Genomic DNA, 22,166 nt, shown 5'->3' on the forward strand with positions numbered 1-22,166 from the left:
CTCCATACTATAATTTACTAGTGTTTAATTAACATATTCTTGGAAGCAATTCTCCTCCTGGAGGTGGCAACAATGTTTCAGCACCAATTTCTGTTTTTACAATAACACGTCCTGGCATATCACAAGTGACCTCACCAATGATGGCTGCATCTTTGGAATATTTACCTTTATGTAATGTATCCACAAGTTTTGGAGCAATTTCTTTTGGAGCAAAAACCACAAGTCTTCCTTCACATGCAAGATATAGTGGTTCTAGCCCCAGCATGCCACATACACCTTTTACACCATCTGCTACCGGTATACTCTTTGAATCTAATCTAATTCCGACTTTGCTCTGCTCGGCAATTTCATATAATACCGTACCGACACCTCCACGTGTAGCGTCTCTGATTACATGAATATCTTTTGACGTATCAAACATAGCTTTTACTGTACCCCATAATGGTGCACAATCGCTGGTTACATCTGCTTCAATTCCAAACTCATCTCGTGCCAGTAAAACAGTACATCCATGACGTCCTATATCACCGGTTACAATAATCGCATCGCCTGGTTTTGCATTAAAACCAGAGGTATTAGCATCATCCATAATCTGTCCTATACCTGTTGTTGTTATAAATACTCCATCAACTTGTCCTTTTCCAGCAACCTTTGTATCTCCTGCGGCTATTTTTACCCCTGCTTCCTTTGCAGTCTTTTCCATAGCTGCTGCAATTTTTTCTAACTTATCCATTGGAAAGCCCTCTTCAATGACAAAGGCACAGGACAAATACAGAGGTTTCGCTCCCATACAGGATAAGTCATTTACTGTACCGCAAATGCTTAATTTACCAATATTTCCACCCGGAAATTCCGATGGAGAAACAATAAATCCATCTGTTGTAAAAGCTAGTTTACCTCCCTTAATATTCAATACTGCAGCATCATCTGCTGTGAGATCAGGATTCAAAAAATGAGCTCTAAAAACCTGATCTATTAATTCTGATGTTTGTCTTCCTCCAGCTCCATGAGCTAGTGTAACTGTTTTATCCATTTATTTTTCCTCCATACTGATAATATGCTGAACATGCTCCTTCATTAGATACCATACAGGCTCCAACAGGATGTAGTGGTGTGCATCCTTTGCCAAATACTTTGCAATCCGACGGCTTGCATTTTCCTTGCAAAACATCACCACATCGGCAAGCCGGATTACTTCTTCCCTCTACTTTTCCTAAATGAAATTTGTCTCTGGCATCAAACTCTTTATAAGCTTCTTTCAATTTAAGACCTGAATTTTTGATAATGCCAAGACCTCTCCATTCAGAATCGCAGTCCTCCATAACCTCAGATACAATAGTCTGAGCCGCTTTACTACCTTCATATGTTACAACTCTCGGATAACAGTTTTTAAAAAAGCTTTCTCCTTCTTGTAATTTTGTGATTACTACAGCAAGTGCTGTCATGATTTCATTTGCAGTAAAACCTGTTATTACTCCACTAACACCTTCGTTAACTAAAGACTCACATAACTCCGTACCTGTAATAGCATGTACATGGCCAGGATATAAAAACGCATCTGCGCTATTTTTTAGTGTTTTGTATACTCCCGGCATGGTTTTGTTTGCCGTAAGTAATGCAAAATTTTTAAGTTCTGCACCTTTTGCCTTTTTTACAGCCAGACAGCTGGCAGGTGTGGTTGTCTCAAATCCTACTGATAAGAATACTACCTGCTCATCAAGGTGGTCTCTAGCATACTCATAAGCATCAATAGGTGAATATACTATTTGAACTTTGGCGCCTTTTGATCTGGCTCCAGCAAGGTTCATTTCTGAACCAGGCACTCTTACTAAATCTCCAAAGGTACATATGGTGGCATTATGGTCAAGGGCCAGCATAATAGCTTCATCAATAAAGCCAACGGGTGTAACACAAACCGGACATCCCGGTCCTGATATGAGTTCAATATTTTCTGGTATTATATTTCTGATTCCAAGTCTGAATATCTCATGGGTATGAGTTCCACAAACCTCCATAATACGGATCTTTGGTCCGTCATAGGATTCAATAATTTCCTTTGCGGTCTTTTTAACGTTCTCAGCCATTATAATTCCTCCATGATTTTATCTGTTTCACTCTGATCATCGTTTGTAATTTTTGAAATGGCAATTCCTGCATGAACCATAACGTAATCGCCTGGTTCCAATTCATCGATTAATTCTGCAGATACCTCTCTTTTTGCTCCTGAGGCATCAATTAGAGCCATTCCTTCTTTAATCTTTACAACTCTTGCTGGTAAACCTACACACATAGCTATTCTCCTCCCCTTTTTTCAATTTATTTATATGTTCCATTGCTGCTACTGCCTGACCTAGTGCTATTCCACCATCATTTGGCGGCAGCAAACTATGAATTAAAATTTTAAATCCAAGTTTTCTCAAACGGTCTAGGCTCATTTTTAATAATAACTGATTTTGATATACTCCTCCACTTAATGCTATGGTTTTGATTCCAGTGTTTCTAGAAGCTTGTATACATCCAGCTGCAATCATATCTGACAATTTTTCATGGAAAAAGTAAGCAAGCATCGCTGCATCTTTCCCAGCTAAAGTTTCCTCTATGATTTTCTTTACTAAAACATCTGTTGCCAAAATTAGCTGTCCATTTGAATTCTCATAAACAAGATTTGAAAGTTCAATACTATCCACATCAGTAATTTTGCTGCCACTATTATGGTCTGCATGTTTTTCTTCATAAGCCTCTGCTGCAAATTCAAGGGTAGTAGAAGCTTCCCCTTCAAAAGATGATTGTTTTCTGATATTCAAAATAGCACTTACAGCATCAAACAAACGCCCTGCACTTGTAGATGTTATGCTGTTTATTTTGTTGTCAGCCATCATAAACTGAACATCGCAGTTCTTCTCATCACATAATTTAAGCTGTCTTACAACTTCAGCTGCTTTTTCTTTATCTTTATATATACTGTAAATCATGGATACCGCAATTCTCCAGCCCTCTTTAGCTGACATGTCACCACCAATCTGAACAAAAGGTTTTATGCTGCCAAGCCTTTCAAATCCATCATAAGTAACTTGCAATAGCTCTCCACCCCAAATGGTTGCATCTGTTCCATATCCCGTTCCATCAAATGAAACGCCTATAACTGGATCAGAATAATCATTTTCAGCCATACAAGATAGAATATGTGCATAATGATGTTGAACCTGCAGCACGGGAATTCCAATTTCCTGTGCCATGTAAGTAGTATTATACTTTGGATGCATGTCACATGCCACAATTGTTGGCGTTGTCTCAAGTAAAGTTTCCAATCTTGTAATAGACTCTTTCAATGCTTTTACTGTTCTCAAATCTTCCATGTCACCAACATATGGAGACTGATAAAACAAATCATTTTTACCTATACAAAAAGTATTCTTGAGTTCACCACCAACTGCCAGTACTTCCCCTTTAAATCCGTTTGAAACCATAAACGGAAGCGGCGCATATCCTCTGGAACGCCTTATCATATAAGGTTTTTCTTCAAAGAAATCCATAACCGAGTCATCTGCACGAATACGAATCATTCTGTTATGTGATAAAATAACATCACACATCTTTGATAATTCTGTTATTGCATCATTGTCATCTCTACATATTGGTGCACCTGATGTATTACCACTTGTCATAACCAGGCAATCCGGCATAACTATATCATCATCATATGTAAATATCAAAAGTTGAACAGGAGCATAGGGAAGCATAACTCCAATCTTTGGATTATCAGGTGTCACAGCATCACACACCATTTTGCTTTGCTTTCTTTTCAGAAGTATAATTGGTTTCTGATGACCATCCAGTACTTCTTTTTGAACTTTTGTAACTTCACATTCACGTTCTACAGTTTCCATGTCCCGCATCATAACTGCAAAGGGCTTTGCAGGTCTTGTCTTTAATTTTCTAAGCCTCTCTACAGCTTCCTGATTTGTGGCATCACAGCAAAGATGGAAACCTCCAATTCCCTTTATAGCTGCAATCCCTCCATCATGGATTACTTGTCTTGTATAAGTAATTGCAGTCCTGCCCCGCTCGCCTCTTCCAATTAAGTAAACCTCCGGGCCGCATTCATTGCAGCATACCGGCTGCGCATCATATCTTCGAGTTTCTGCATGAGTATATTCATATTCACACTCCGGACACATTGGAAATTCACCCATGCTGGTACGTACACGATCATAAGGCATGGAATCTAAAATAGTAAGTCTTGGTCCGCAGCACGTACAGTTTATAAAGGGATGAAGATATCGTCTGTTATTCTTATCAAAAAGTTCTCTTTTACACTCTGGACAGATGGCAATATCAGGAGATACAAAAATCTCACCTTGTACATGTTCACTTTCAATAATTTCAAAGTCCTGAAATTTTTCTGACTCTTCCTCTTTATGCACATCAATTTTTAATATTGATGAACGCTTTGGAGGATTGTGTTCTAAATCGTACAAAAAACCCTCTAATTCACTTTCACTACCTTGAGCCCATATTTCCACATAAGGTCCTTTATTGCATACACTTCCCCGTATATGATTTTTATCTGCATGCCGGCTTACTGTAGGTCTAAATCCAACTCCCTGCACAATACCATAGACTCTAATAGATAAAGTTTTATAATCTTTCATATCATACACATCTTTCCTGAAACTGCAAAATGTGGTGTGCCCACATACCTTCCCTTGAAGTTAGGTATTGCACGTTTCAATATATTATCACCTACAATTACATCGTAATTTCCTTGTTCTATAAGTTCTACAAACTGGTCCTCTTCTGTAAGAGAAATATCTTTTGCTTCTTTAAGCTCGTCCTTTAACATAAACCATGAAGCAACTGTTATGTCTGAATTCACATTTTCATTTATTTTATCTCTGATAGAATTTGCTATAACCTGCTGATGTATTACTAAAACTTTTTTACCCTCAAAACTTTTAAACTGTCCTTTCATCTCATCCTGTAACATATCTCCTACCAGCGGATAATAAATTTCATAAGGTGTTCCAAATCTCTCTTTTAAATACTGTGCAGCCTTTAATCCAGCAGGTGATACTACTATATTTTTAAATACACTCCCTGCAGCCTCTACCTTTGACAAATCCGATTCCATACCATAGCAGTAAACATTTTTGAAACCCTCAGATTTTAGTGTCATTTCTATTTTATCTGCTGCCTTTAAATCACTTACATCAAGTGGGATTGTACCAATTACACCAATGCTTTCTTTATCTACTGTGACGCCATCTTTTGCAAAGGTCTCAAACATTTTAAGATAAGCCTTTTCAGCCCCTATATCATATAATTCCATACCAGTAGTTTCTATGGTAATGACCGGTACATCAAGTTTTTTTTCTGACATTTTCTTTATTGCTTTGTAATCAGTAGCAATAACTGAAGGTACCGGAGTTCCGATAATTGCTGCAAATTTTGCTTCCACTTTTTTAGCAGCATCTGCAAGTTTTGCCACAAGCCTGTCATCACGCCCCAGTATAGCATCCATATCACGAAGACCAGCACTGAAAATGGCGCTTTTTTCTGCATTCCATCTAGGCTCATCGAATCCACATACGTTACCAGCACATCCCCCTGCATCACAGATAACTATAATTCCCCCAAGCTTATAAAGAACAGATGCTGCACCAGACTGATCTGGTGCAAAAGGTGGTATGTATTTTCTTAATCCTTTCATCTATGCCTCCTTACCAAAACAATCCAACGAATGTTTCAATTCCTCAAATAATTTTTTTACGCCAGCATACCCAAAGGGCTGAATGTCCTCATTCCAAGGTACATTTACACAATCAGGGTGGTAGTACTCTGCATCCTTGCCAATGGTTATATCAATCTTTTCTTCACTGCAGTCATAATAAATCATGGTAGGTTCAAGATTGGAATAAATCTTAGTCTTAGGACTCAATTTTGCAACTTTTCTGATATAAACAAAGTCTTCAGCCGTAAGACTAGCATATATTTCAGCTACTTTAAATCCATATCTTAAAAGTGCCAAGGAGAGTTCAAAAGAATTAGCATTCATTGCTTCACCTACTGCAAAGGTTATATCAGGATAAGCAGCTTTTAATTCATCTATGGCCTTTTTTGCTTCATCATAATATTTTTGATCATCAAAGCTTGTACCAAGAGCACTGGTGAAAATTTTGTATTGACTTTGTACTTTATCTATCTGATACAGTCGTACAAGCTCTGCTGATGGAATATTCAGTCGTTTCATAATATCATCTGCTGCAAATCTTGCTTCTGGATTCAATACAAGATTAAAATTTGCCTCTCCCATATGCATATATTCATCAAAATCTTTACAGCGGGAGATCTCATTTATTTTCTTCATGCCAATATGGTGCAGCAAATCATATAGTTCTGAGTTTTCCATAAGTGGAGCAAAATATCCCAGTATATTAACTGTATCCAGCTTTTTTTCCATTGGTTTAAGAAGTGAATAAATGGACTGCCTTACATGTACCATAGGAGGCTTACGACCTTCTCTTGTTAATGCATACATATAACAGGGAAGAACAGGAATATTTACCTTATCCATAGCTTTTCTGCAAACACGCTCCATGTCTGTTCCGAGGAGTGCATCAACACATGTAATACAAATCATAACCACTGACGGCATACTTGGTGTACACTTACAAATCTCTTCAACTGCCTGTGGAATATTCTTCAAATGAGCTCCAGTAACAATATCAGTTTCATCCATTACCAAGTAGAACATTCTCTCACTGTATCCACCCTGCTCACTTAATGTTGTCGTATTCCTGCCGCAGCACCCAGGAGCTACTAAAAGCATAACTGACCCTGGTATTGCTAGTCCTGCACGCTTAACTCCAAATCCTTGCGCACCAGGTGAATTAAAAGAAAGAGTTGCTGGTGAACTGTAAATCAAATGGGTATTCGAAATAAGTTCTGCAGGAATATTATCTTTACCTTCTGCGGCTAAGTTTTCTGCTGTAATATAATATGACTCTTTTTTCATTTCATTTCCTCACTTTTAATCAATAATGTGGCTAAATTGAAAAAGCACTTACTTATTGGAAGATTAGGGTCTCCTTCAATAACTGTTTTCCCCATCTCCTCAAAATGATTGATATTATTGTCTCTTGGGATATCACCTACAATAGGAAGATGTTCCTTGCTGGCAAAATCTTTTACTTTTTTTTCTTCATTTTCAATATTTCTATGATTGAATACGATACCAAACACCTTTGCATAACCCCTATCTGCAAAATTTTTAACTGCACTATTTATGTTATTTGCTGCATAGAGGGCCATTTTTTCACCAGAAGTAACAATAAGTACTTTTTCAGCATATCCTTCACGAATAGGTGCTGCAAATCCACCGCAAACTACATCTCCTAAAACATCATAAAGTACAACATCTGGCTTGTACTCTTCAAAAAGATTTAAATCCTCTAATAAATTAAATGTAGTAATAATTCCTCTGCCTGCACAACCAAGTCCTGGTGTAGGGCCGCCAGTCTCTATACACAGAACGCCGCCAAAACCTACTTTTGAAATATCTTCAATTTTTTCTGGATCTGCATCAAATTCTCTCATATAATTCATTACAGGCATTAATGTTTTTCCTCCAAGCAAATTGCTATTGGAATCTGCTTTAGGATCACATCCTATCTGAATAACTTTTTTTCCGAGCTTGGCAAAGGCTGCTGACAAATTACTGGTAATTGTAGATTTCCCAATACCGCCTTTTCCGTATACAGCTATTTTCAGCATTTTATAACCCCCTATGGTATTTCATTTTTATCTTCTTATGTAAAAAAACTCCTCCCGAGTTTGGGAAGAGCTTAAATGCGGTCATAATATATCAATTAATCTTACTTAGTGAAGTTTGTTTCTCCCACTAAGTTCAGATAAGCAACACATAATATATTAATTTTTTACTGCCCGCTCTTTATCTCAGGACACCTTCGCTTCAGAGTGACAAAAATATTAATTTTTAATTAAAATATGAAACAAACGTTTTCCAAATTTTTTATATATTCAGTTTATCACCTAAAATTGGTACTGTCAAGAAATTACACCAAATTCTTCATGACAAAGGCATGAAAAATGAATTAAATTACACTATATCTTCATAGGCTTCTTCCTTTTCTTCTCTCTTGTCAACAATACAGCTATTTAAAATCATACCAATAACAATAAGCAGTATTCCAATTAAGTCAACTCCCGTTGGTATTTTATCATGAAACACAAACACTCCCCCTAAAAGAGTAAATATAACTTCACCTGATTGGGTACATTCCACTGCAGCCAACTTACGCGTATCACTGCTAACTATATCCGTTGCTTTAAAGAACAGTATCGTAGCAATAATTCCGGAGCAAATGGCAACTACAAGAGACTGTACTGCCTGTCCCCTACTTGGTACCCCTACAGACATAAGACCACATATGGACAATATTATCCAAAAAGGCATACTGCACAAAGTCATACCAAATACTCTTTGAAATGTGGTAAATTTGTTTTCACAGACTTCTATCATCTTTCGATTGCCTAAAGGATATGAAAAAGCTGCTATAATTACAGGAATAATTCCTATCAAAGGTTTTATACTGGATATTTCCTGTATCTGCTGAAACTGCATTAAAAATATTCCAAATAAAATTAGCAGCGAAATGGATAACACTTTTTTAGGAATTTTATTTCTTACTTTAAAAACTTTATTATCCCTTTTTACAGCTTTAAAAAATAAAGGAGAAAGAAGCCCCCCTGCAATTATTGTTATTTGCCATGTTCCAGCAACTAACCATGAAGGACCATATATTGAAGCAAAACTTAAAGGTGCATAAAATAATCCAAATCCTACTGTACTCCAGACAATCCACTTCATAGGTCTTTTTATTATATCACTTACCACTTCAGATAACTCATTTTTAACAATCATGATAACAAATAAAATTGGAAGGGTGAAAATGTATCTTAATGAAGAACTCCATATCCAACTTCCACCATGAAAATTCATTTGTTGATTAAGCACAAAAGTAAAGGCAAAAAAGAATGAAGCTGTTATTCCCAGTATAATTGCTTTTTTCACTACTATTACTTCCCATCTATAATTTCTATACAATATATTATACATATGTATGTTATTTTGTACAACATATTATTGATAATATTTTACTTAATTCAAAAATTATTATAGAATTGTAGATGTTGTAATGTAAAAATCGCTATATAAGGAGTTAAACTCATGAAAAATTTGAATTTAATTATAGGCACTAAGTTAAAAAATATACGCCTTAGGAGAAACTTGAGTTTAGATGATGTATCAAAGCTAACCGGGGTAAGCAAAGGAATGTTAGGCCAAATAGAAAGAGGCCTATCAAATCCAACCGTATCTACTTTGTGGAAAATCTCAACTGGATTAAAAGTATCTTTTTCATCCTTTATCAATGAAAAAGAAGACGATCTAAAAGTAATACATCAGGATGACATTGTTCCCTTATTAGAAGACAATAATAGAATGAAATTATATTCAATATTTCCATTTGATAATAATAAAGGATTTGAGATATTTACTATAGAATTAGAACCAGGATGTAACCACGCATCTACCCCACATAATGATGATGTTGAAGAATATATTATTGTTACAGAAGGTACAATGGAGTTAATCATAAATGACAATAGTTTTACACTGCAAAAAGGAAATTCTATTAAATTTATGGGAAATAAGCCCCACTCCTATAAAAATACAACTACTAAAAAAGCAGTATTCCAAAATATAATAATGTATTATAAGTAAATACAGCCTAATTTTAAACTAAAAGCTATGAAATTTGAAGAAAATTGTACATTTTACATATTTATTTTGATCAATAAACTTCAAATTGAGCAAAATAAATTTGATGAACTTATAATTAAACGTTAATTGGAGGTAAATATTATGAGTAAAAAATCTTTATTAGTCATCGATTGTCAAAATGATTTTATAACTGGCAGCCTTGCATGTAAAAATTCAGAAAATGCTATACTGCATATTATAGATTTTATAAGTAAAAATCCTGATCTTAATGTATTCTATTCCTGTGACTCTCACGAAATGACAAATAAGTCATTTCAAAAAAATGGTGGAATGTGGCCCATTCACTGCGTAGAAGGCACTGAAGGAGCTTTACTTTCTGAAAAATTCACTCTTGGAATAAAGGATAGAAGTAAATCTCCACAAAATCCTGAAATTATCTTTAGAAAAGGTATGAACGATGATGTTGAAGAGTATTCGGCCTACAATGCACTAAATATTAAAAATAAAAGACTCCACGAGGTACTTGACAAAAACATTATAATATGTGGAATTGCCAGCGAGTACTGTGTTAAAGAAACGATACTTGATCTCGTGAAAAATGGATTCAACGTGACTATTCTTGCAAATGGCCTCGGATACGTGGATGAAACTGAACATATAAATACTCTAAATGAGTTTAAAGAAAAAGGCATGAGCATTATTTTCTAATGCTCTAATTGATGCTGAAAAAATAAACCTGAAGCTATTTATCATAACTTCAGGCTATTTAAACTCATTTATTGTCTGCAACTTTTGTATAATCCGTAATGCCCAGTCTATTTCCAAAGGGATCTTCAAATTCAACGGTAATTCCCGTTTTGATTTCAAAAGGTTCCGATAGAAATTTTACTCCTTTGGCTTTTAATTTTTCATATTCTGCCTTTACATCATCCACCACAAACCATATAGTTGGTTTTGTATCTGGGAATTTTGATTTGTCTTTTAAAATTATGGCCGGTTCCTGCTGTCCAACTTTATAGGCTGTCATACCCATATTGGAGAAGTCAAATTTAACATCTAGCCCTAGAACATTTCCATAATAATCTTTTGCCTTTTCAAGGGAGTCAACAGGAAGTAAAAAGTTATCATAATCTTTCATATATATCACCTCTTTTTTAATAAATTCTAATTGCAAATAATATATCTATAAAGAAGTAAAATGCGAAAGCATATTTAAAACACTTATAAAAATAATCCTTTTTTATTGATCTTAAAATTAATAATAAAAAAATAAATACAGCTATAAAAAAGCCATATACCTGCCATATTGGTACATTCAAAAATTTTGCAATTAAACCTTCGTCATTAATTGGGAACATATTGTAAGGATTGATAATTATAAATAATAGATATGCAATTAACCTTGTAAGGCACATAGTTATAGCAAAATACATACCTATATACACTTTTTCCCTATTTCTAAAGATATAGACAATAATGCATCCAATTACCGCCAATATTAAATTAATTGCTGGTCCTCCAAGACATCCCCATAAGTTTTCCAAACCATTTTTAGGCTCTGTATAACTAAAAACGAATTTCGCAGGTATTCCACTTAACTCAAAACCTATAAAATGTCCAAATTCATGAATTGGTGTAGCAATTAATGTGATTGCCAAGAAAACAAGCTTGCTTAACCTAGAGTCAATGTCCATATTAACTTCTTTAATACTCATATCATTTAACCCCCTACTATTTACAAATAATAAAGTTCAAATATCAAATATTGTTGATTTTCAGCTAAACTGAAAGTTTTCATCATTTGTTCTCTGTTATTTAAACTTTATGCTCTTCCTAATGCTCACTTATCTACCCGAATACACCAAGTTCTTTTTTAAGTACTGCGTCCTCAACTTTATTATAATCCACAGCAATCATCTCTTTCCATTAAAATATAAACAGAGTTCTTGGTTTCAGGTGGAGTTCTTTTCTCCATCTGAAACTTAGAAATCGTTATCCAGGGGCGTAGCAGCCGTTATCCCCCACTTTATAAGAAAAGCAGATATCCCAGGTGACAGTCGCTTTCGCTGTGTGCGATGGAGGTATTACGGCTGGTAGCCATCGGATAAAATTTAGTATTAGTTTTGCCATGAATTACAATTCTATACAAACTTATGTTCTTTTTTATTGCATAGGAGTATATATTGATTTTTCCTATAGAAACTCCATAATGATTTTTGTTTTCAAATAGTCCGTAATTAATATCTACAGCTAGATATTACTAGTAAACTTAATCTATTTATCCAAAAATGGCTATTTTGAATTTTGTATTTATATAAAATTCAATCTATAATACATCTTACAAGTTATGATGGAAAGAAGTAATTAAGTACGTTGCAAAGAGAGTCAGTGGTTGGTGTAAACTGTCTGATGTGCTTTATGAAATACATTCCTGAGCTGTAGGCTGAAATTTTTTAAAGTAAGCTGATCCGAGTAACTCTCGTTAAGAGTAAGAGATGAGCAATAGATTTATTTGTTCAAATAGGGTGGTACCACGATTATTTCGTCCCTTAATCGCAGGTGCTTTTTTTATTTTTCAAATTTATTTTGCTCAAGTAGGGTGGTACCGCGACTTTTTCGTCCCTTGTGTAGGGGCGTTTTTTTGTACAATTTTTAAGTAATTTCAATTAATATTTGCCGCAGCACTTTAGCACTAAATACTTTTACAGTGTACACTGTAATTCTGTACATTGTCGCTGTATAGAAAACACTTGCAACCTGAAGCTGGAACTTACTACTGGAACTTACTACTAAAACTTGTAAACTACACAATGTGTGCATTATTCAATATGAATTGTGCATTGTGAACTGTGAATTAAATAAATAGGGGGTTTTAAAATGAACGTATCTTTAATAATCATCATCTGCTATATATCCATGTTATTTGTAATAAGTTTTATTGCTAAAAAGAAAGCTCAAGGGGGTGGCGAAAGCTATACTTTAGCCAGTAGACAGCTTACAACTCCACTTGTAACCTGTTCACTTATAGGCCTTGCTATTGGCGGTGCTTCAACCATAGGGGTGGCTGAACAAGCTTACGATGTAGGACTTTCAGCAGGTTGGTACTGCACAGCCTGGGGAATTGCAGCTATAGTTATGGGACTTGCAGCTGCAAGTAAATATAGGGAATTCAATGTATCTACTGTTCCTGAATTGTTTTCAAAATTTTATGATGAAAAAGGTGTTGCTGTATGTGTAGCATGCCAGATAATTATTCTCATTGTAGTTGTGTCTCTTCAATACATTGCAGGTGGAGCTATTTTATCTTCACTTTTGCCTGGTATATTCACTATAAAAACAGGTATGATAGTAAGTGCTTGTGTATTTGTTGGCATAACCTTTATAGGAGGAATGTGGTCTGCCGGGTTATGTAATTCATTTAACGTTCCTTTAAAATATACAGGAATTATACTATGTACTATATTAGCTGTATCAAAAAGCGGAGGAATTCAAAATATAAAACTTCATCTTCCTCAAAGTGTACCTTATTTCAGCCCTATTAAAGGAGTTGGTACATGGGTAATTTTAGGTTGGATACTTGTTATGACTACACAAGTCTTGTCTATGCAGGGTCCTGTACAATTGGCCTTTGCCGCTAAAGATGCAAGGACTGCAAAAAAGAGCTTTATACTTGGCGGTCTTCTTATGATTCCAATAGGCTTTTTATGTGCTCTTATAGGCATGGCTGCAAGAACTACTTTTCCCCACGTAAGTGCTACTATGGCACTTCCTAAAATGATTTTGTCATTAAACCCTGTAGCAGCAGGAATAACTTTAGCGGCACTCTGGGCAGCAGATGTTTCTACAGCCTGCAATTTGCTTTTAGGTGCATCTACCCTATTTACAAATGACATATACAAAAAATATATAAATCCTAAAGTAAATGACAAAAAGCTTTTAATAATGACTAAATCCTCTGTAGTTCTTTTAGGTATATTTACTTTTATACTTGCTCTTTCCATGTCAGGTATATTAAAAACTATATCCATGGGCTTAAGTCTTTCTACTGCATTTACACTTATATTTTTATTTACCATGTTTGCTCCTAAACTTTGCAAAAAAAGTTCTGCTTTTTTCACTACCCTAGCAGGAGTAGTAGCCCTATTTTTATGGCAATTAATACCTTCCTTTAGAATATTTCCTCATGTAATATTTATGGAATGGCTTGTATGTCTTGTAACCTTTATGCTTACATCAGTACTTGATAAAAGATCAATTATGAATATAGATACCATAGATGAAATAAATGAAATGGTGTAAAAAAGTAAGGAGGTAACCCTCCTTACTTTTTTACGCTCAATCAATTATAGTGCCTGGATTTAAAATCTCATTTGGATCAAATACTTTTCGTATACCCTTCATAATTTCAAGCTCTCGTTTTGTAAACTGCAGCGACATGTGTTTCTTTCTTGTTTTTCCTGTACCATGTTCTGCTGTTATTGTACCACCATATTTTAGTGCAGTTTTATACATTTCCTCTTTTAATTCCTCATAATATGAAGGCAATTTACCGTTATCACCCATAATAAAATTGTGTATATTTCCATCTGCTATATGTCCCAAAGACAAAATATGATTTCCATATTTCTCTCCAAGTGCCGTTATATCATCAAAAAAATCCGGTACAGTTGAAGGTGGAACTGCTATGTCAAGTGCATCTGCTATATTGTCCTTATAAGGACCATATGCATTGCTCCTTATTGCCAAAATATTTCTCTGTTCCTTTGTAGTTTCCGCTATTATACTGTCCACTGCATTGTGTTCTTCACATATTTCTACAATTTTTTCGCTACTGGCATAAAGTGCATCTTCTGTAGGCTCATCAATCATGAAAATTAAATCTACAGATCCTTTATTTGCAGGCCACTTAGTTCCAAGCTGCTGTGCAGCATTTTGTGCAATGATTTTATCCATATACTCCACAGCAAGTGGTGTAATTCCCTCTTGAAGTATACAAGGTACTGCATCACAAGCTTCACGCCTTGTATCAAAAGAAACCAACAGTGTTCCATTATATTTATTTTGTGCATAAAGCTTTAATGTTACTTTTGTAATTATACCTAAAGTTCCTTCACTTCCAATCAACATATGTAAGAGATCATAGCCCATATTGTTTTTTATAAGTTTTCCTCCTACATTCACTATTTCACCTGTAGGTAAAACTACTTCCAAAGCTTTAACATGATTTCTCATGATTCCGTGTTTTACAGCTTTTGTACCGCCAGCATTTGTTGCTACCATACCTCCAATTTGAGCTCCTTCATCCCCAGGATGTATAGGAAAAAATAGCTTGTCCTGCTTATTTAGTTCTTCTAGTAAATCTGCCAGGGTAGCTCCTGCTTCAATTGTAATCATCAAATTTTTTTCATCAAATTCAACAATCTTATTTAATCTTTCAAGTGACAAAATTATGCTGGATTCTGTAGGAATAACTCCTCCAACTACACCTGTACCACCGCCCCTTGCAACTACAGGTGTCAAAGTCTTATTTGAATATTTTAATATCTCCGATATCTCTTCTGCAGAACCAGGTTTAACTACTACACAGTCCTTACATGCTTCAGGACGAAGCAGAGGTTCTGTTTCATCATAAAGATATCTCTGCATCTTAGACAAGTCATATGTAATCCAATCTTCTCCCACAATACTTTTTAAACTTTCAATTATTTCACTTTTCAATATTATTTCCCCCTTTTTATTTGACAAATTCTTTCATCTTGCCTTTTAGTCAATTAATTAAATCTTATAATATTTTACATTTACAGCGCCCCAATTAAACAAAATAGATAAAAAAAATATATCAGCTTATCTTTACTGATATATTTTAACGTACAAAAAAACAGCTCTTTTCGCTGGGGCGAAAAGTCTGCCGCGGTACCACCCATTTTTTTACTTAATTAACATAACGGTTAAACAACCGATTAGACCTACTAAACATTCAGTCCACAGCTCCAGGGTGAGTTTCAACATGTATATTTATGGGTTTTCACCTTACCCCACTCTCTGTAAAAAAATATTAACATATCTAATTAATCCTATCATAGCTTTTATCTTTAAAGATGAGTTTACTATAAGTTTTGGTTACTGTCAATAGCCTAAAAATAAATTTTTTTATAATAGACAATCTCGCTTATAGTGTACTCTTAGCTATCCTCCATTTGCATACAAAATTCATATAAACTTGAGTTTTTGTATACATTAATGGTATAATAAAAAACATTAGTAAGTTTTCTTTAAACTTAATAATGTTTTAAGGGGGAAAATGCATTGAATAAAAAAGCCTTATCTGTTATTATAACGTTTGCGTTAGTAGGTTCTACTTTCAGCAATGTTTTCGCTTCTTCAGCCAGTACGTCTGAAGAATTAACACAAACTCAAAATAACAAAAAGGAACTCCAGGTAAAAGTTGATACTTTAAATAAGCAGATTGATGGAGTAATCGGAAAAATTGATAGCAATAAAAAAGATATGAATACTATTGCTAAGAACATTAAAAATACACAGATCAAATTGTCAAAAGCACAAGATGATTCAAAATCGCAAAATGATTTATTTAAAAAAAGAGTAAAAGCTATGTACACAACCGGTACAAACGGTTATCTCCAGGTACTTTTATCTTCAAACAACTTAAGTGATTTTATATCCAGAGTTGACTCAATCTCAAGAGTAATGAAATTCGACAATCAAGTTATTACAAAACTAAAAGGAAATGAACAAGCTATACAAAGTCAGCAAAAAGCTTTAAGTGCTGAAAATGCTAAATTAGAATCTTTAAAAGTAAGTAATGAATCTACTTTGTCAAAATTAAATAATGACATACAACAACAAAAAGAACTATTAAGTCAGGCTACCGCAAAAGAGCAGCAGTTAATAGCTCTTCAGACTGCTCAGAAGGCTCCTCAAATACCTGAAATAAAAGCTTCTTCACCTACCTTATCTCGTGGTGGATCAGGTTCACTTTCATACTCACAAGCAATTACTATGGAGGCAACTGCATATTGTGGAGATGCTATCACAGCATCAGGTTCTGCAACTGTAAGAAATCCAAATGGGTACAGCACTATTGCTGTTGATCCTCGAGTTATTCCACTGGGAACAAAAGTTTATGTAGAAGGATATGGATATGCCGTAGCTTGTGACACTGGTGGAGCTATAAAGGGAAATATAATAGATTTATTTGTAAATTCGGAGGCAGAAGCAGAAAACTGGGGCAGAAGATCTGTCACTGTATATATACTTAATTAATATGTACAGGTAGTATTGTGCTGCTATTTTACCTAAAAGGTAAACACTTGGGGAGATTTTCTCTCCCCTACCTTACGAGAAATACATATTTATCATCTTAACATATAATAAATCATATGCCTGTAAAGTTCAGGTATCACCTCAAAGGAATAAGGCACATTTAATCTTTCAGTATATTTGTGCAGGTCTTTTCCCTGTCCACCAAAAATCACTACAGGAATATTTAACTTAGACAGTTCTTTTACTGGAAGTTTATATATTATGTCATATCCAACTATATTCGAAATCAATTCAGTAAGTGGTATATCTGGGTTAATTCCTGTATAACTTGCATCAGATATACCCATAAAATAATTAGTTTTTACAATGCTTTCCTGAAATTTTTCTCCTGCATACTTAATTGTACTATCTACAGCATTTATAAATTTGCCATCCTCACTATTTTCAGCTTTTAAATGTTTATGCGGATAATAAGGAGGAATAAATGAAATTATAATCATAGGTCTTTTATTCTCATATAGTTCATAAGTTGCCTTTACTATATTTATAGCTATAGTTTGATTATCCATTTTCTCATTTTTCCATTCTTTTACCTTTTCATCTATGTACTTTTCAAAATCCTTATGTATGCTTTTAACTTCACATAACATCTCTTTATAAGTAATAACACAAGCTTCTATATTATCAAATTTCAATTTTTGTGAGGATTTCTTTGCAAATTTTTCTCTCTTTTTTGAAATATCCTTCAAAACATTCTCAAAGGCATTCTGAGCCAGTTCTTTTAAATTAGATAGTATTTCATCATAAGATGCCTGAAGAGTCAATATATTATAATATGCGGTGGAATACAATGGGCTCTGTACAGAATACATCTCCTTTAAATCCATTTGCTTTAAACACATAGGCGGTGGAGTCACAGTATCATAAACGCTATCTGAGAGATCTGGATTACATTCCATTAATTTGTTTATCTCTGAAACTAGCAAATTTGGATTCAATCCTCTTAAAGATTCCCCTACATGAGTTTCTTTTCCCACACAAAAAAATAAAGGCATAATTTTACCTACACTACCTATATATAATCTCTTGCCTTCTTTTTCTCCTCTTTCAGGTATACTTGGCTCTGATATTATCATACCACAGTAATTGTACTTCCTCTCTTCCTTTAATTTAAGAAGAAATGGAGCTGCAGCAATCATTCCTTCGGAATTACTCTCTTCACCAGGAACTACTAAAAGTAATAAGTTTCCCTTAAAGTTTCTCTCTTTACTGAATTCTCTTAAAAGTTCCATATTGAGGGCCACTCCAAACTTCATATCTGCAGTCCCCCTTCCAAATATCCAATCTCCTGATTTAAAATCCTCCATAGCATCTTCATCTAAATTCAATTCTGAGATTCTTTTAGTACATTCATCTACATCAAAAGCCATAGATTTTAAATGTCCAAATTCTTCTACTCCAACTACATCCAAATGACCTGAAAGTATAAACGAATTTGGTGAATTTTCATTTCCATTTACTACTGCCCATACAAAGCTTCTTCCTAAAGGATCATCTTCAATTTGCTCTATTCCTAGATTTTCAGGATTGTCCTTAAAATAAGGTATTTCCAAAATTTTTTCATATATTTTTTCTGCTGCCGCACACTCTTCTTTTGTACCAGATATGCTTGGCACAGATATTAGTTCCCTCATTGTATCGTATACATTTTTCTTAAAGCTCATTTTTGGCCTCCTCAATATAACTGAAAACTTTCAATTACATCTAAGTATACCATTATTTTTATATAAATGTTAATTTACAACAAAAAAAATGAATTCAACCACATAATTTGCTGAATTCATTTTTTAATCAATTCTATGAGTACTTTTTACAATAAGGATTTGTCAGGAGTTACAATTATTTTTACATGTTTTTTCTTTTCAGGTCCTGTAAGTGTTTCAAATCCTTCTTTTACAATGTCCTCAAGTGCTATTCTCTTTGTAATATATCCGTCTGTCTTTATTCTTCCATCATTCATAAGTGCTATTGTAGAAGGAAATTCATGTCTGTAGGCAAGAGTACCAACTACCTTCTTTTCTGTAAATACAAGATCATTTGGATTGATTTCTGCATTTTTCTCCCATACGCTGGTTATTACCGCAGTACCTTCATATTTTAAAGCTTGAATTGCCGTATTAATCCCTACATTTGCACCTGTTGTTTCAAAAGATGTATCCACGCCTACGCCGCCTGTAAGTTTTTTAATTTCTTCAATTACATCTACCTCATTTGGATCTAAAACTACATCTGCTCCAAATTTCTTAGCATATTCCTGTCTTACAGATTTTCTCTGAAATACAATTACAATTCTTGCCCCTGATGCCTTTAAACACTGAATAGTTGCAAGTCCTATAGGTCCTGCACCTAAAACCAAAGCAGTATTTCCTGTAGTAAAGTTTCCAACTCTTAGAGAATGAAGGGCAACTGCCATAGGCTCAACAAGTGCAGCCTGCTCATAGTCCATAGTATCTGGTATCTTATGGACAAAATCTTCAGGAAATACTGTGTATTCAGCAAATCCGCCGCCGCTTCCACAAAGTCCATGAAATCCCAAAGCTTCACATAAATTATATTTTCCTTCAAGACAAGCAGGACACTTTCCACAGGCAACTATAGGTTCTACAATAACTCTATCTCCTGCTTTAAATTTTGTAACCTTGCTTCCTATTTCTACTACTTCTCCTGAAAACTCATGTCCTAAAACTACTGGTGCAGTACTCTTGCTTAAAGGATGTGGCGTACCTACTGGAATAAATATAGGTCCTCCTAAATACTCATGCAAGTCAGAACCACATATACCACACCATTTCACTTTAATTTTTACAGCATTTTCTTTTACCTTAGGTTCCTCAATTTCCTCTACTCTTACATCTTTTTTATCATACCACAATACAGCTTTCATAATTATCTCTCCTTTTTTATAATAGTATGGCAATATTAAAATTTACATATACCTGTTAATATATTCACTATATTTTATAAGCAAAAGCCATACCAAAAACAAGAAACCTGTTAAAAAGACATTTAAAATCACTATGTGCCATTATGACACATACTTAGTGTCCTATTTTGAGAATCTTACTCTTTTCTGGTCATTTTGACACACTTTTTATTCCATACTTTTTCATTTTTCTATACATGGTAGATCTACTGATATTTAAAGATTTTGCAGCTTTTAATATATTTCCCTTACACTTTTTAAGTGCATTTTCAATGTTTTCTTTTTCTAAAACATCCATTGGAAGCACACTAATATTTACTGGATCAGAGGAGACATTTTTTTCATAAACTTCTTTTTCTAAATAATCCAAAGGGGCCATCTTATCCTCACTTAAATAGTAATCCCTCTCTATTACATTTCTAAGTTCTCTAACATTTCCAGGCCAATCATAAGCTTTAATCTTTTCTATGTATGCTTTTTCCACTACTTTCTTCTTACACAAACTTTTAGAATTCAATTCTTCCATAAAATATTTAATTAAAAGCTCTATATCTTCTTTTCTTTCCCTAAGTGGGACAGTTTTTATATTCATCACACTCAATCTATAATAAAGGTCACTTCTGAAATTTTTCTTTTTAATTTCATCCTTGAGCACCCTGTTTGTAGCTCCTATTATCCTTACATTTAGCTGTTTTTCATAAGTTCCTCCAACTCTTGTAATTTTATTATTATCAAGAACCCTTAAAAGCTTTGACTGTATATCAAGAGGAAGCTCTCCTACTTCATCCAAAAAAATAGTTCCTCCATCTGCTAATTCAAACTTTCCAGGCTTTCCTTGCTTTAAAGCTCCCGTAAAAGCTCCTTTTTCATAACCAAAAAGCTCACTTTCTACAAGTTCTCTAGGTATAGAACTACAATTTATAGCTACAAAAGGGCCTTCACATCTTTCACTATAATTGTGAATAGATTGAGCTAAGAGTTCTTTTCCAGTGCCACTTTCCCCTTCTATTAAAATATTGCATTCACTTCTTGCTGCTTTTTTAGCAAATTTTATTATTTCTTTCATTTTAGAATTAGCAGTAACTATATGGTCAAAATTATAGGAAGCAGTATATCCCATAACTTTTTTAACAAGTTTGTGATAATATTTGCATTCTCTAAAAGTTATAACTATTCCCATTATTTTATTTTTCACTTTCATTGCCAATACACTTATAAGGCATTTGATTCTACTGCCTTCCACATAAAAATCACATTCTATATCATTACAATTATCTGCCCTGCCATTTAGTATATTTTTAAAATCCACATTATGTATAATACTTGTAATATTTAACTTTATTGCTTTTTCACTTTTCATATTTAGAATATTTAATGCCTTGTCATTTATCTTCTTTATATTTAATTTGTTATCAAGTACAATCATACCTTCTGTTACCGAGTCAAAAGTGGTATTCATAAGTTTATTTGAAATAGTAAGGTCAAACTGAGTTTCTATAGCGTGAGCTGCTACTGTAACAATACCCAAAGTATGCAAATGTGCATCATAATAATTTCCTGACATATTAATACACCCTACTACATCCCCATCTTCATTGTGAATAGGTGCTGCAGAACATGTCCATGAATGCTGTTTTACACCATAGTGTTCTGCTCCAATAGTTTGTATTGGCTTGTCCAAATACAGTGCAGTACCTATAGCATTAGTTCCCACTTCTCTTTCTGTCCAGAGAGAACCTACTACAAATTTCAATTTATCTGCCCTTTTCAGTATTTTACTATCCCCCAATGATTCTATGACATATCCTTCTTTATCCACTAGCATAATTACAAATCCAGACCCTGCTACAATATCATATAGGCTTTTTACTACAGGTTTTGCAATAGAAATTAGATCTTCATTTTGTTCCAGTCGATAAGCAATACTGCTGCCTGTAAGAATACTATTTCCTCTACCATTTAAAGGATCTACCTCGTAATTTTTGCACCTTTGCCAGGATTCAGCGATTTCAGGCCGTACTGCACTATTTAAATATCCTTCTTCTATAAAATCTTTCCAGGCCTTAGCTATAAATTTTATATAGTTTTCCATAA

At 34.2% G+C, this 22,166-nt stretch carries 18 protein-coding genes and 2 other annotated features; of the genes, 4 read left to right on the forward strand and 14 right to left on the reverse strand.

Going from position 1 to position 22,166, the window contains the following annotated elements:
* Nucleotides 1-28: 28 nt before the first annotated feature.
* The 8 genes from hypE to CLJU_RS11380 all read right to left on the reverse strand — a co-directional run bounded on the left by hypE (nucleotide 29) and on the right by CLJU_RS11380 (nucleotide 9,094).
* Nucleotides 29-1,033 carry a hydrogenase expression/formation protein HypE gene (gene hypE, locus CLJU_RS11345; RefSeq protein ID WP_013238954.1) on the reverse strand — a complete coding sequence of 335 codons (1,005 nt, stop codon included), beginning with the start codon at nucleotides 1,031-1,033 and terminating at the stop codon, nucleotides 29-31.
* A complete protein-coding gene (hypD, locus tag CLJU_RS11350) occupies nucleotides 1,026-2,084 on the reverse strand; it encodes a hydrogenase formation protein HypD (protein WP_013238955.1) in 1,059 nt (352 codons plus the stop codon). The genes hypE and hypD overlap by 8 nt, the downstream gene beginning before the upstream one ends.
* Entirely contained in the window at nucleotides 2,084-2,290 is a 207-nt protein-coding gene (locus tag CLJU_RS11355; RefSeq protein ID WP_013238956.1) for a HypC/HybG/HupF family hydrogenase formation chaperone, read from the reverse strand. The genes hypD and CLJU_RS11355 overlap by 1 nt, the downstream gene beginning before the upstream one ends.
* Entirely contained in the window at nucleotides 2,253-4,652 is a 2,400-nt protein-coding gene (gene hypF, locus CLJU_RS11360; protein WP_049781888.1) for a carbamoyltransferase HypF, read from the reverse strand. The genes CLJU_RS11355 and hypF overlap by 38 nt, the downstream gene beginning before the upstream one ends.
* Entirely contained in the window at nucleotides 4,649-5,710 is a 1,062-nt protein-coding gene (locus tag CLJU_RS11365; protein WP_013238958.1) for a nitrogenase component 1, read from the reverse strand. Before CLJU_RS11365 ends, hypF begins: the two co-directional genes overlap by 4 nt.
* Nucleotides 5,711-7,015, reverse strand: coding sequence for a nitrogenase component 1 (locus CLJU_RS11370; RefSeq protein ID WP_013238959.1), 1,305 nt, complete (start codon nucleotides 7,013-7,015; stop codon nucleotides 5,711-5,713).
* Complete coding sequence (locus CLJU_RS11375) at nucleotides 7,012-7,773, reverse strand: nucleotide-binding protein (RefSeq protein ID WP_013238960.1); 762 nt, start codon at nucleotides 7,771-7,773, stop codon at nucleotides 7,012-7,014. Before CLJU_RS11375 ends, CLJU_RS11370 begins: the two co-directional genes overlap by 4 nt.
* 346 nt (nucleotides 7,774-8,119) lie before the next feature.
* Nucleotides 8,120-9,094: a DMT family transporter gene (locus CLJU_RS11380; protein WP_013238961.1), complete on the reverse strand. Its 975-nt coding sequence runs from the start codon at nucleotides 9,092-9,094 to the stop codon at nucleotides 8,120-8,122.
* 156 nt (nucleotides 9,095-9,250) lie between these two features.
* Between CLJU_RS11380 and CLJU_RS11385 the strand changes: the two genes are divergently transcribed.
* Together CLJU_RS11385 and CLJU_RS11390 are read left to right on the forward strand one after the other, a co-directional pair.
* Nucleotides 9,251-9,805 (forward strand): helix-turn-helix domain-containing protein, encoded by a 555-nt coding sequence (locus CLJU_RS11385; protein WP_013238962.1) that lies wholly within the window; start codon nucleotides 9,251-9,253, stop codon nucleotides 9,803-9,805.
* Nucleotides 9,806-9,946: 141 nt separating this feature from the next.
* Entirely contained in the window at nucleotides 9,947-10,513 is a 567-nt protein-coding gene (locus CLJU_RS11390; RefSeq protein ID WP_013238963.1) for an isochorismatase family protein, read from the forward strand.
* Nucleotides 10,514-10,577: 64 nt separating this feature from the next.
* On the opposite strand, the gene CLJU_RS11395 is transcribed toward CLJU_RS11390, so the two are convergent.
* Together CLJU_RS11395 and CLJU_RS11400 are read right to left on the reverse strand one after the other, a co-directional pair.
* Complete coding sequence (locus CLJU_RS11395; RefSeq protein WP_013238964.1) at nucleotides 10,578-10,943, reverse strand: VOC family protein; 366 nt, start codon at nucleotides 10,941-10,943, stop codon at nucleotides 10,578-10,580.
* A 16-nt stretch (nucleotides 10,944-10,959) separates the two neighbouring features.
* On the reverse strand, nucleotides 10,960-11,520 hold the full coding sequence (locus CLJU_RS11400) for a hypothetical protein (protein WP_013238965.1): 561 nt from the start codon (nucleotides 11,518-11,520) through the stop codon (nucleotides 10,960-10,962).
* Between the two features lie 623 nt (nucleotides 11,521-12,143).
* Nucleotides 12,144-12,358: a binding site (T-box leader), on the forward strand.
* A gap of 324 nt (nucleotides 12,359-12,682) precedes the next feature.
* Here CLJU_RS11400 and CLJU_RS11405 point away from each other — a divergent pair.
* Nucleotides 12,683-14,104, forward strand: coding sequence for a sodium:solute symporter family protein (locus tag CLJU_RS11405; RefSeq protein ID WP_013238966.1), 1,422 nt, complete (start codon nucleotides 12,683-12,685; stop codon nucleotides 14,102-14,104).
* A 36-nt stretch (nucleotides 14,105-14,140) separates the two neighbouring features.
* On the opposite strand, the gene CLJU_RS11410 is transcribed toward CLJU_RS11405, so the two are convergent.
* Nucleotides 14,141-15,523 carry an FAD-binding oxidoreductase gene (locus tag CLJU_RS11410; protein ID WP_013238967.1) on the reverse strand — a complete coding sequence of 461 codons (1,383 nt, stop codon included), beginning with the start codon at nucleotides 15,521-15,523 and terminating at the stop codon, nucleotides 14,141-14,143.
* Between the two features lie 171 nt (nucleotides 15,524-15,694).
* Nucleotides 15,695-15,895 (reverse strand) — a binding site (T-box leader).
* A 216-nt stretch (nucleotides 15,896-16,111) separates the two neighbouring features.
* Here CLJU_RS11410 and CLJU_RS11415 point away from each other — a divergent pair.
* Nucleotides 16,112-17,089 carry a 3D domain-containing protein gene (locus CLJU_RS11415; protein ID WP_013238968.1) on the forward strand — a complete coding sequence of 326 codons (978 nt, stop codon included), beginning with the start codon at nucleotides 16,112-16,114 and terminating at the stop codon, nucleotides 17,087-17,089.
* Between the two features lie 92 nt (nucleotides 17,090-17,181).
* Here the strand turns inward: CLJU_RS11415 and CLJU_RS11420 are convergent, their stop codons facing one another.
* The 3 genes from CLJU_RS11420 to CLJU_RS11430 all read right to left on the reverse strand — a co-directional run bounded on the left by CLJU_RS11420 (nucleotide 17,182) and on the right by CLJU_RS11430 (nucleotide 22,164).
* Nucleotides 17,182-18,813 (reverse strand): M20/M25/M40 family metallo-hydrolase, encoded by a 1,632-nt coding sequence (locus CLJU_RS11420; protein ID WP_013238969.1) that lies wholly within the window; start codon nucleotides 18,811-18,813, stop codon nucleotides 17,182-17,184.
* A gap of 146 nt (nucleotides 18,814-18,959) precedes the next feature.
* Nucleotides 18,960-20,033, reverse strand: coding sequence for a 2,3-butanediol dehydrogenase (locus CLJU_RS11425; protein ID WP_013238970.1), 1,074 nt, complete (start codon nucleotides 20,031-20,033; stop codon nucleotides 18,960-18,962).
* A 190-nt stretch (nucleotides 20,034-20,223) separates the two neighbouring features.
* Entirely contained in the window at nucleotides 20,224-22,164 is a 1,941-nt protein-coding gene (locus CLJU_RS11430) for a sigma-54-dependent Fis family transcriptional regulator (RefSeq protein WP_013238971.1), read from the reverse strand.
* Between the last annotated feature and the right edge of the window lie 2 nt (nucleotides 22,165-22,166).

The sequence above is a fragment of the Clostridium ljungdahlii DSM 13528 genome (assembly GCF_000143685.1).
Classification (GTDB): Bacteria; Bacillota; Clostridia; order Clostridiales; family Clostridiaceae; genus Clostridium_B; species Clostridium_B ljungdahlii.

Excerpts from the sequence above, each read along its gene's own strand:
- hypD (WP_013238955.1), bottom strand. The coding sequence starts at position 2,084 with ATGGCTGAGAACGTTAAAAAGACCGCAAAGGAAATTATTGAATCCTAT.
- CLJU_RS11390 (WP_013238963.1), top strand. The coding sequence starts at position 9,947 with ATGAGTAAAAAATCTTTATTAGTCATCGATTGTCAAAATGATTTTATA.
- CLJU_RS11365 (WP_013238958.1), bottom strand. The coding sequence starts at position 5,710 with ATGAAAGGATTAAGAAAATACATACCACCTTTTGCACCAGATCAGTCT.
- CLJU_RS11405 (WP_013238966.1), top strand. The coding sequence starts at position 12,683 with ATGAACGTATCTTTAATAATCATCATCTGCTATATATCCATGTTATTT.
- CLJU_RS11430 (WP_013238971.1), bottom strand. The coding sequence starts at position 22,164 with ATGGAAAACTATATAAAATTTATAGCTAAGGCCTGGAAAGATTTTATA.
- CLJU_RS11370 (WP_013238959.1), bottom strand. The coding sequence starts at position 7,015 with ATGAAAAAAGAGTCATATTATATTACAGCAGAAAACTTAGCCGCAGAA.
- CLJU_RS11425 (WP_013238970.1), bottom strand. The coding sequence starts at position 20,033 with ATGAAAGCTGTATTGTGGTATGATAAAAAAGATGTAAGAGTAGAGGAA.
- CLJU_RS11355 (WP_013238956.1), bottom strand. The coding sequence starts at position 2,290 with ATGTGTGTAGGTTTACCAGCAAGAGTTGTAAAGATTAAAGAAGGAATG.
- CLJU_RS11385 (WP_013238962.1), top strand. The coding sequence starts at position 9,251 with ATGAAAAATTTGAATTTAATTATAGGCACTAAGTTAAAAAATATACGC.
- hypE (WP_013238954.1), bottom strand. The coding sequence starts at position 1,033 with ATGGATAAAACAGTTACACTAGCTCATGGAGCTGGAGGAAGACAAACA.
- CLJU_RS11395 (WP_013238964.1), bottom strand. The coding sequence starts at position 10,943 with ATGAAAGATTATGATAACTTTTTACTTCCTGTTGACTCCCTTGAAAAG.
- CLJU_RS11400 (WP_013238965.1), bottom strand. The coding sequence starts at position 11,520 with ATGAGTATTAAAGAAGTTAATATGGACATTGACTCTAGGTTAAGCAAG.
- CLJU_RS11420 (WP_013238969.1), bottom strand. The coding sequence starts at position 18,813 with ATGAGCTTTAAGAAAAATGTATACGATACAATGAGGGAACTAATATCT.
- CLJU_RS11375 (WP_013238960.1), bottom strand. The coding sequence starts at position 7,773 with ATGCTGAAAATAGCTGTATACGGAAAAGGCGGTATTGGGAAATCTACA.
- hypF (WP_049781888.1), bottom strand. The coding sequence starts at position 4,652 with ATGAAAGATTATAAAACTTTATCTATTAGAGTCTATGGTATTGTGCAG.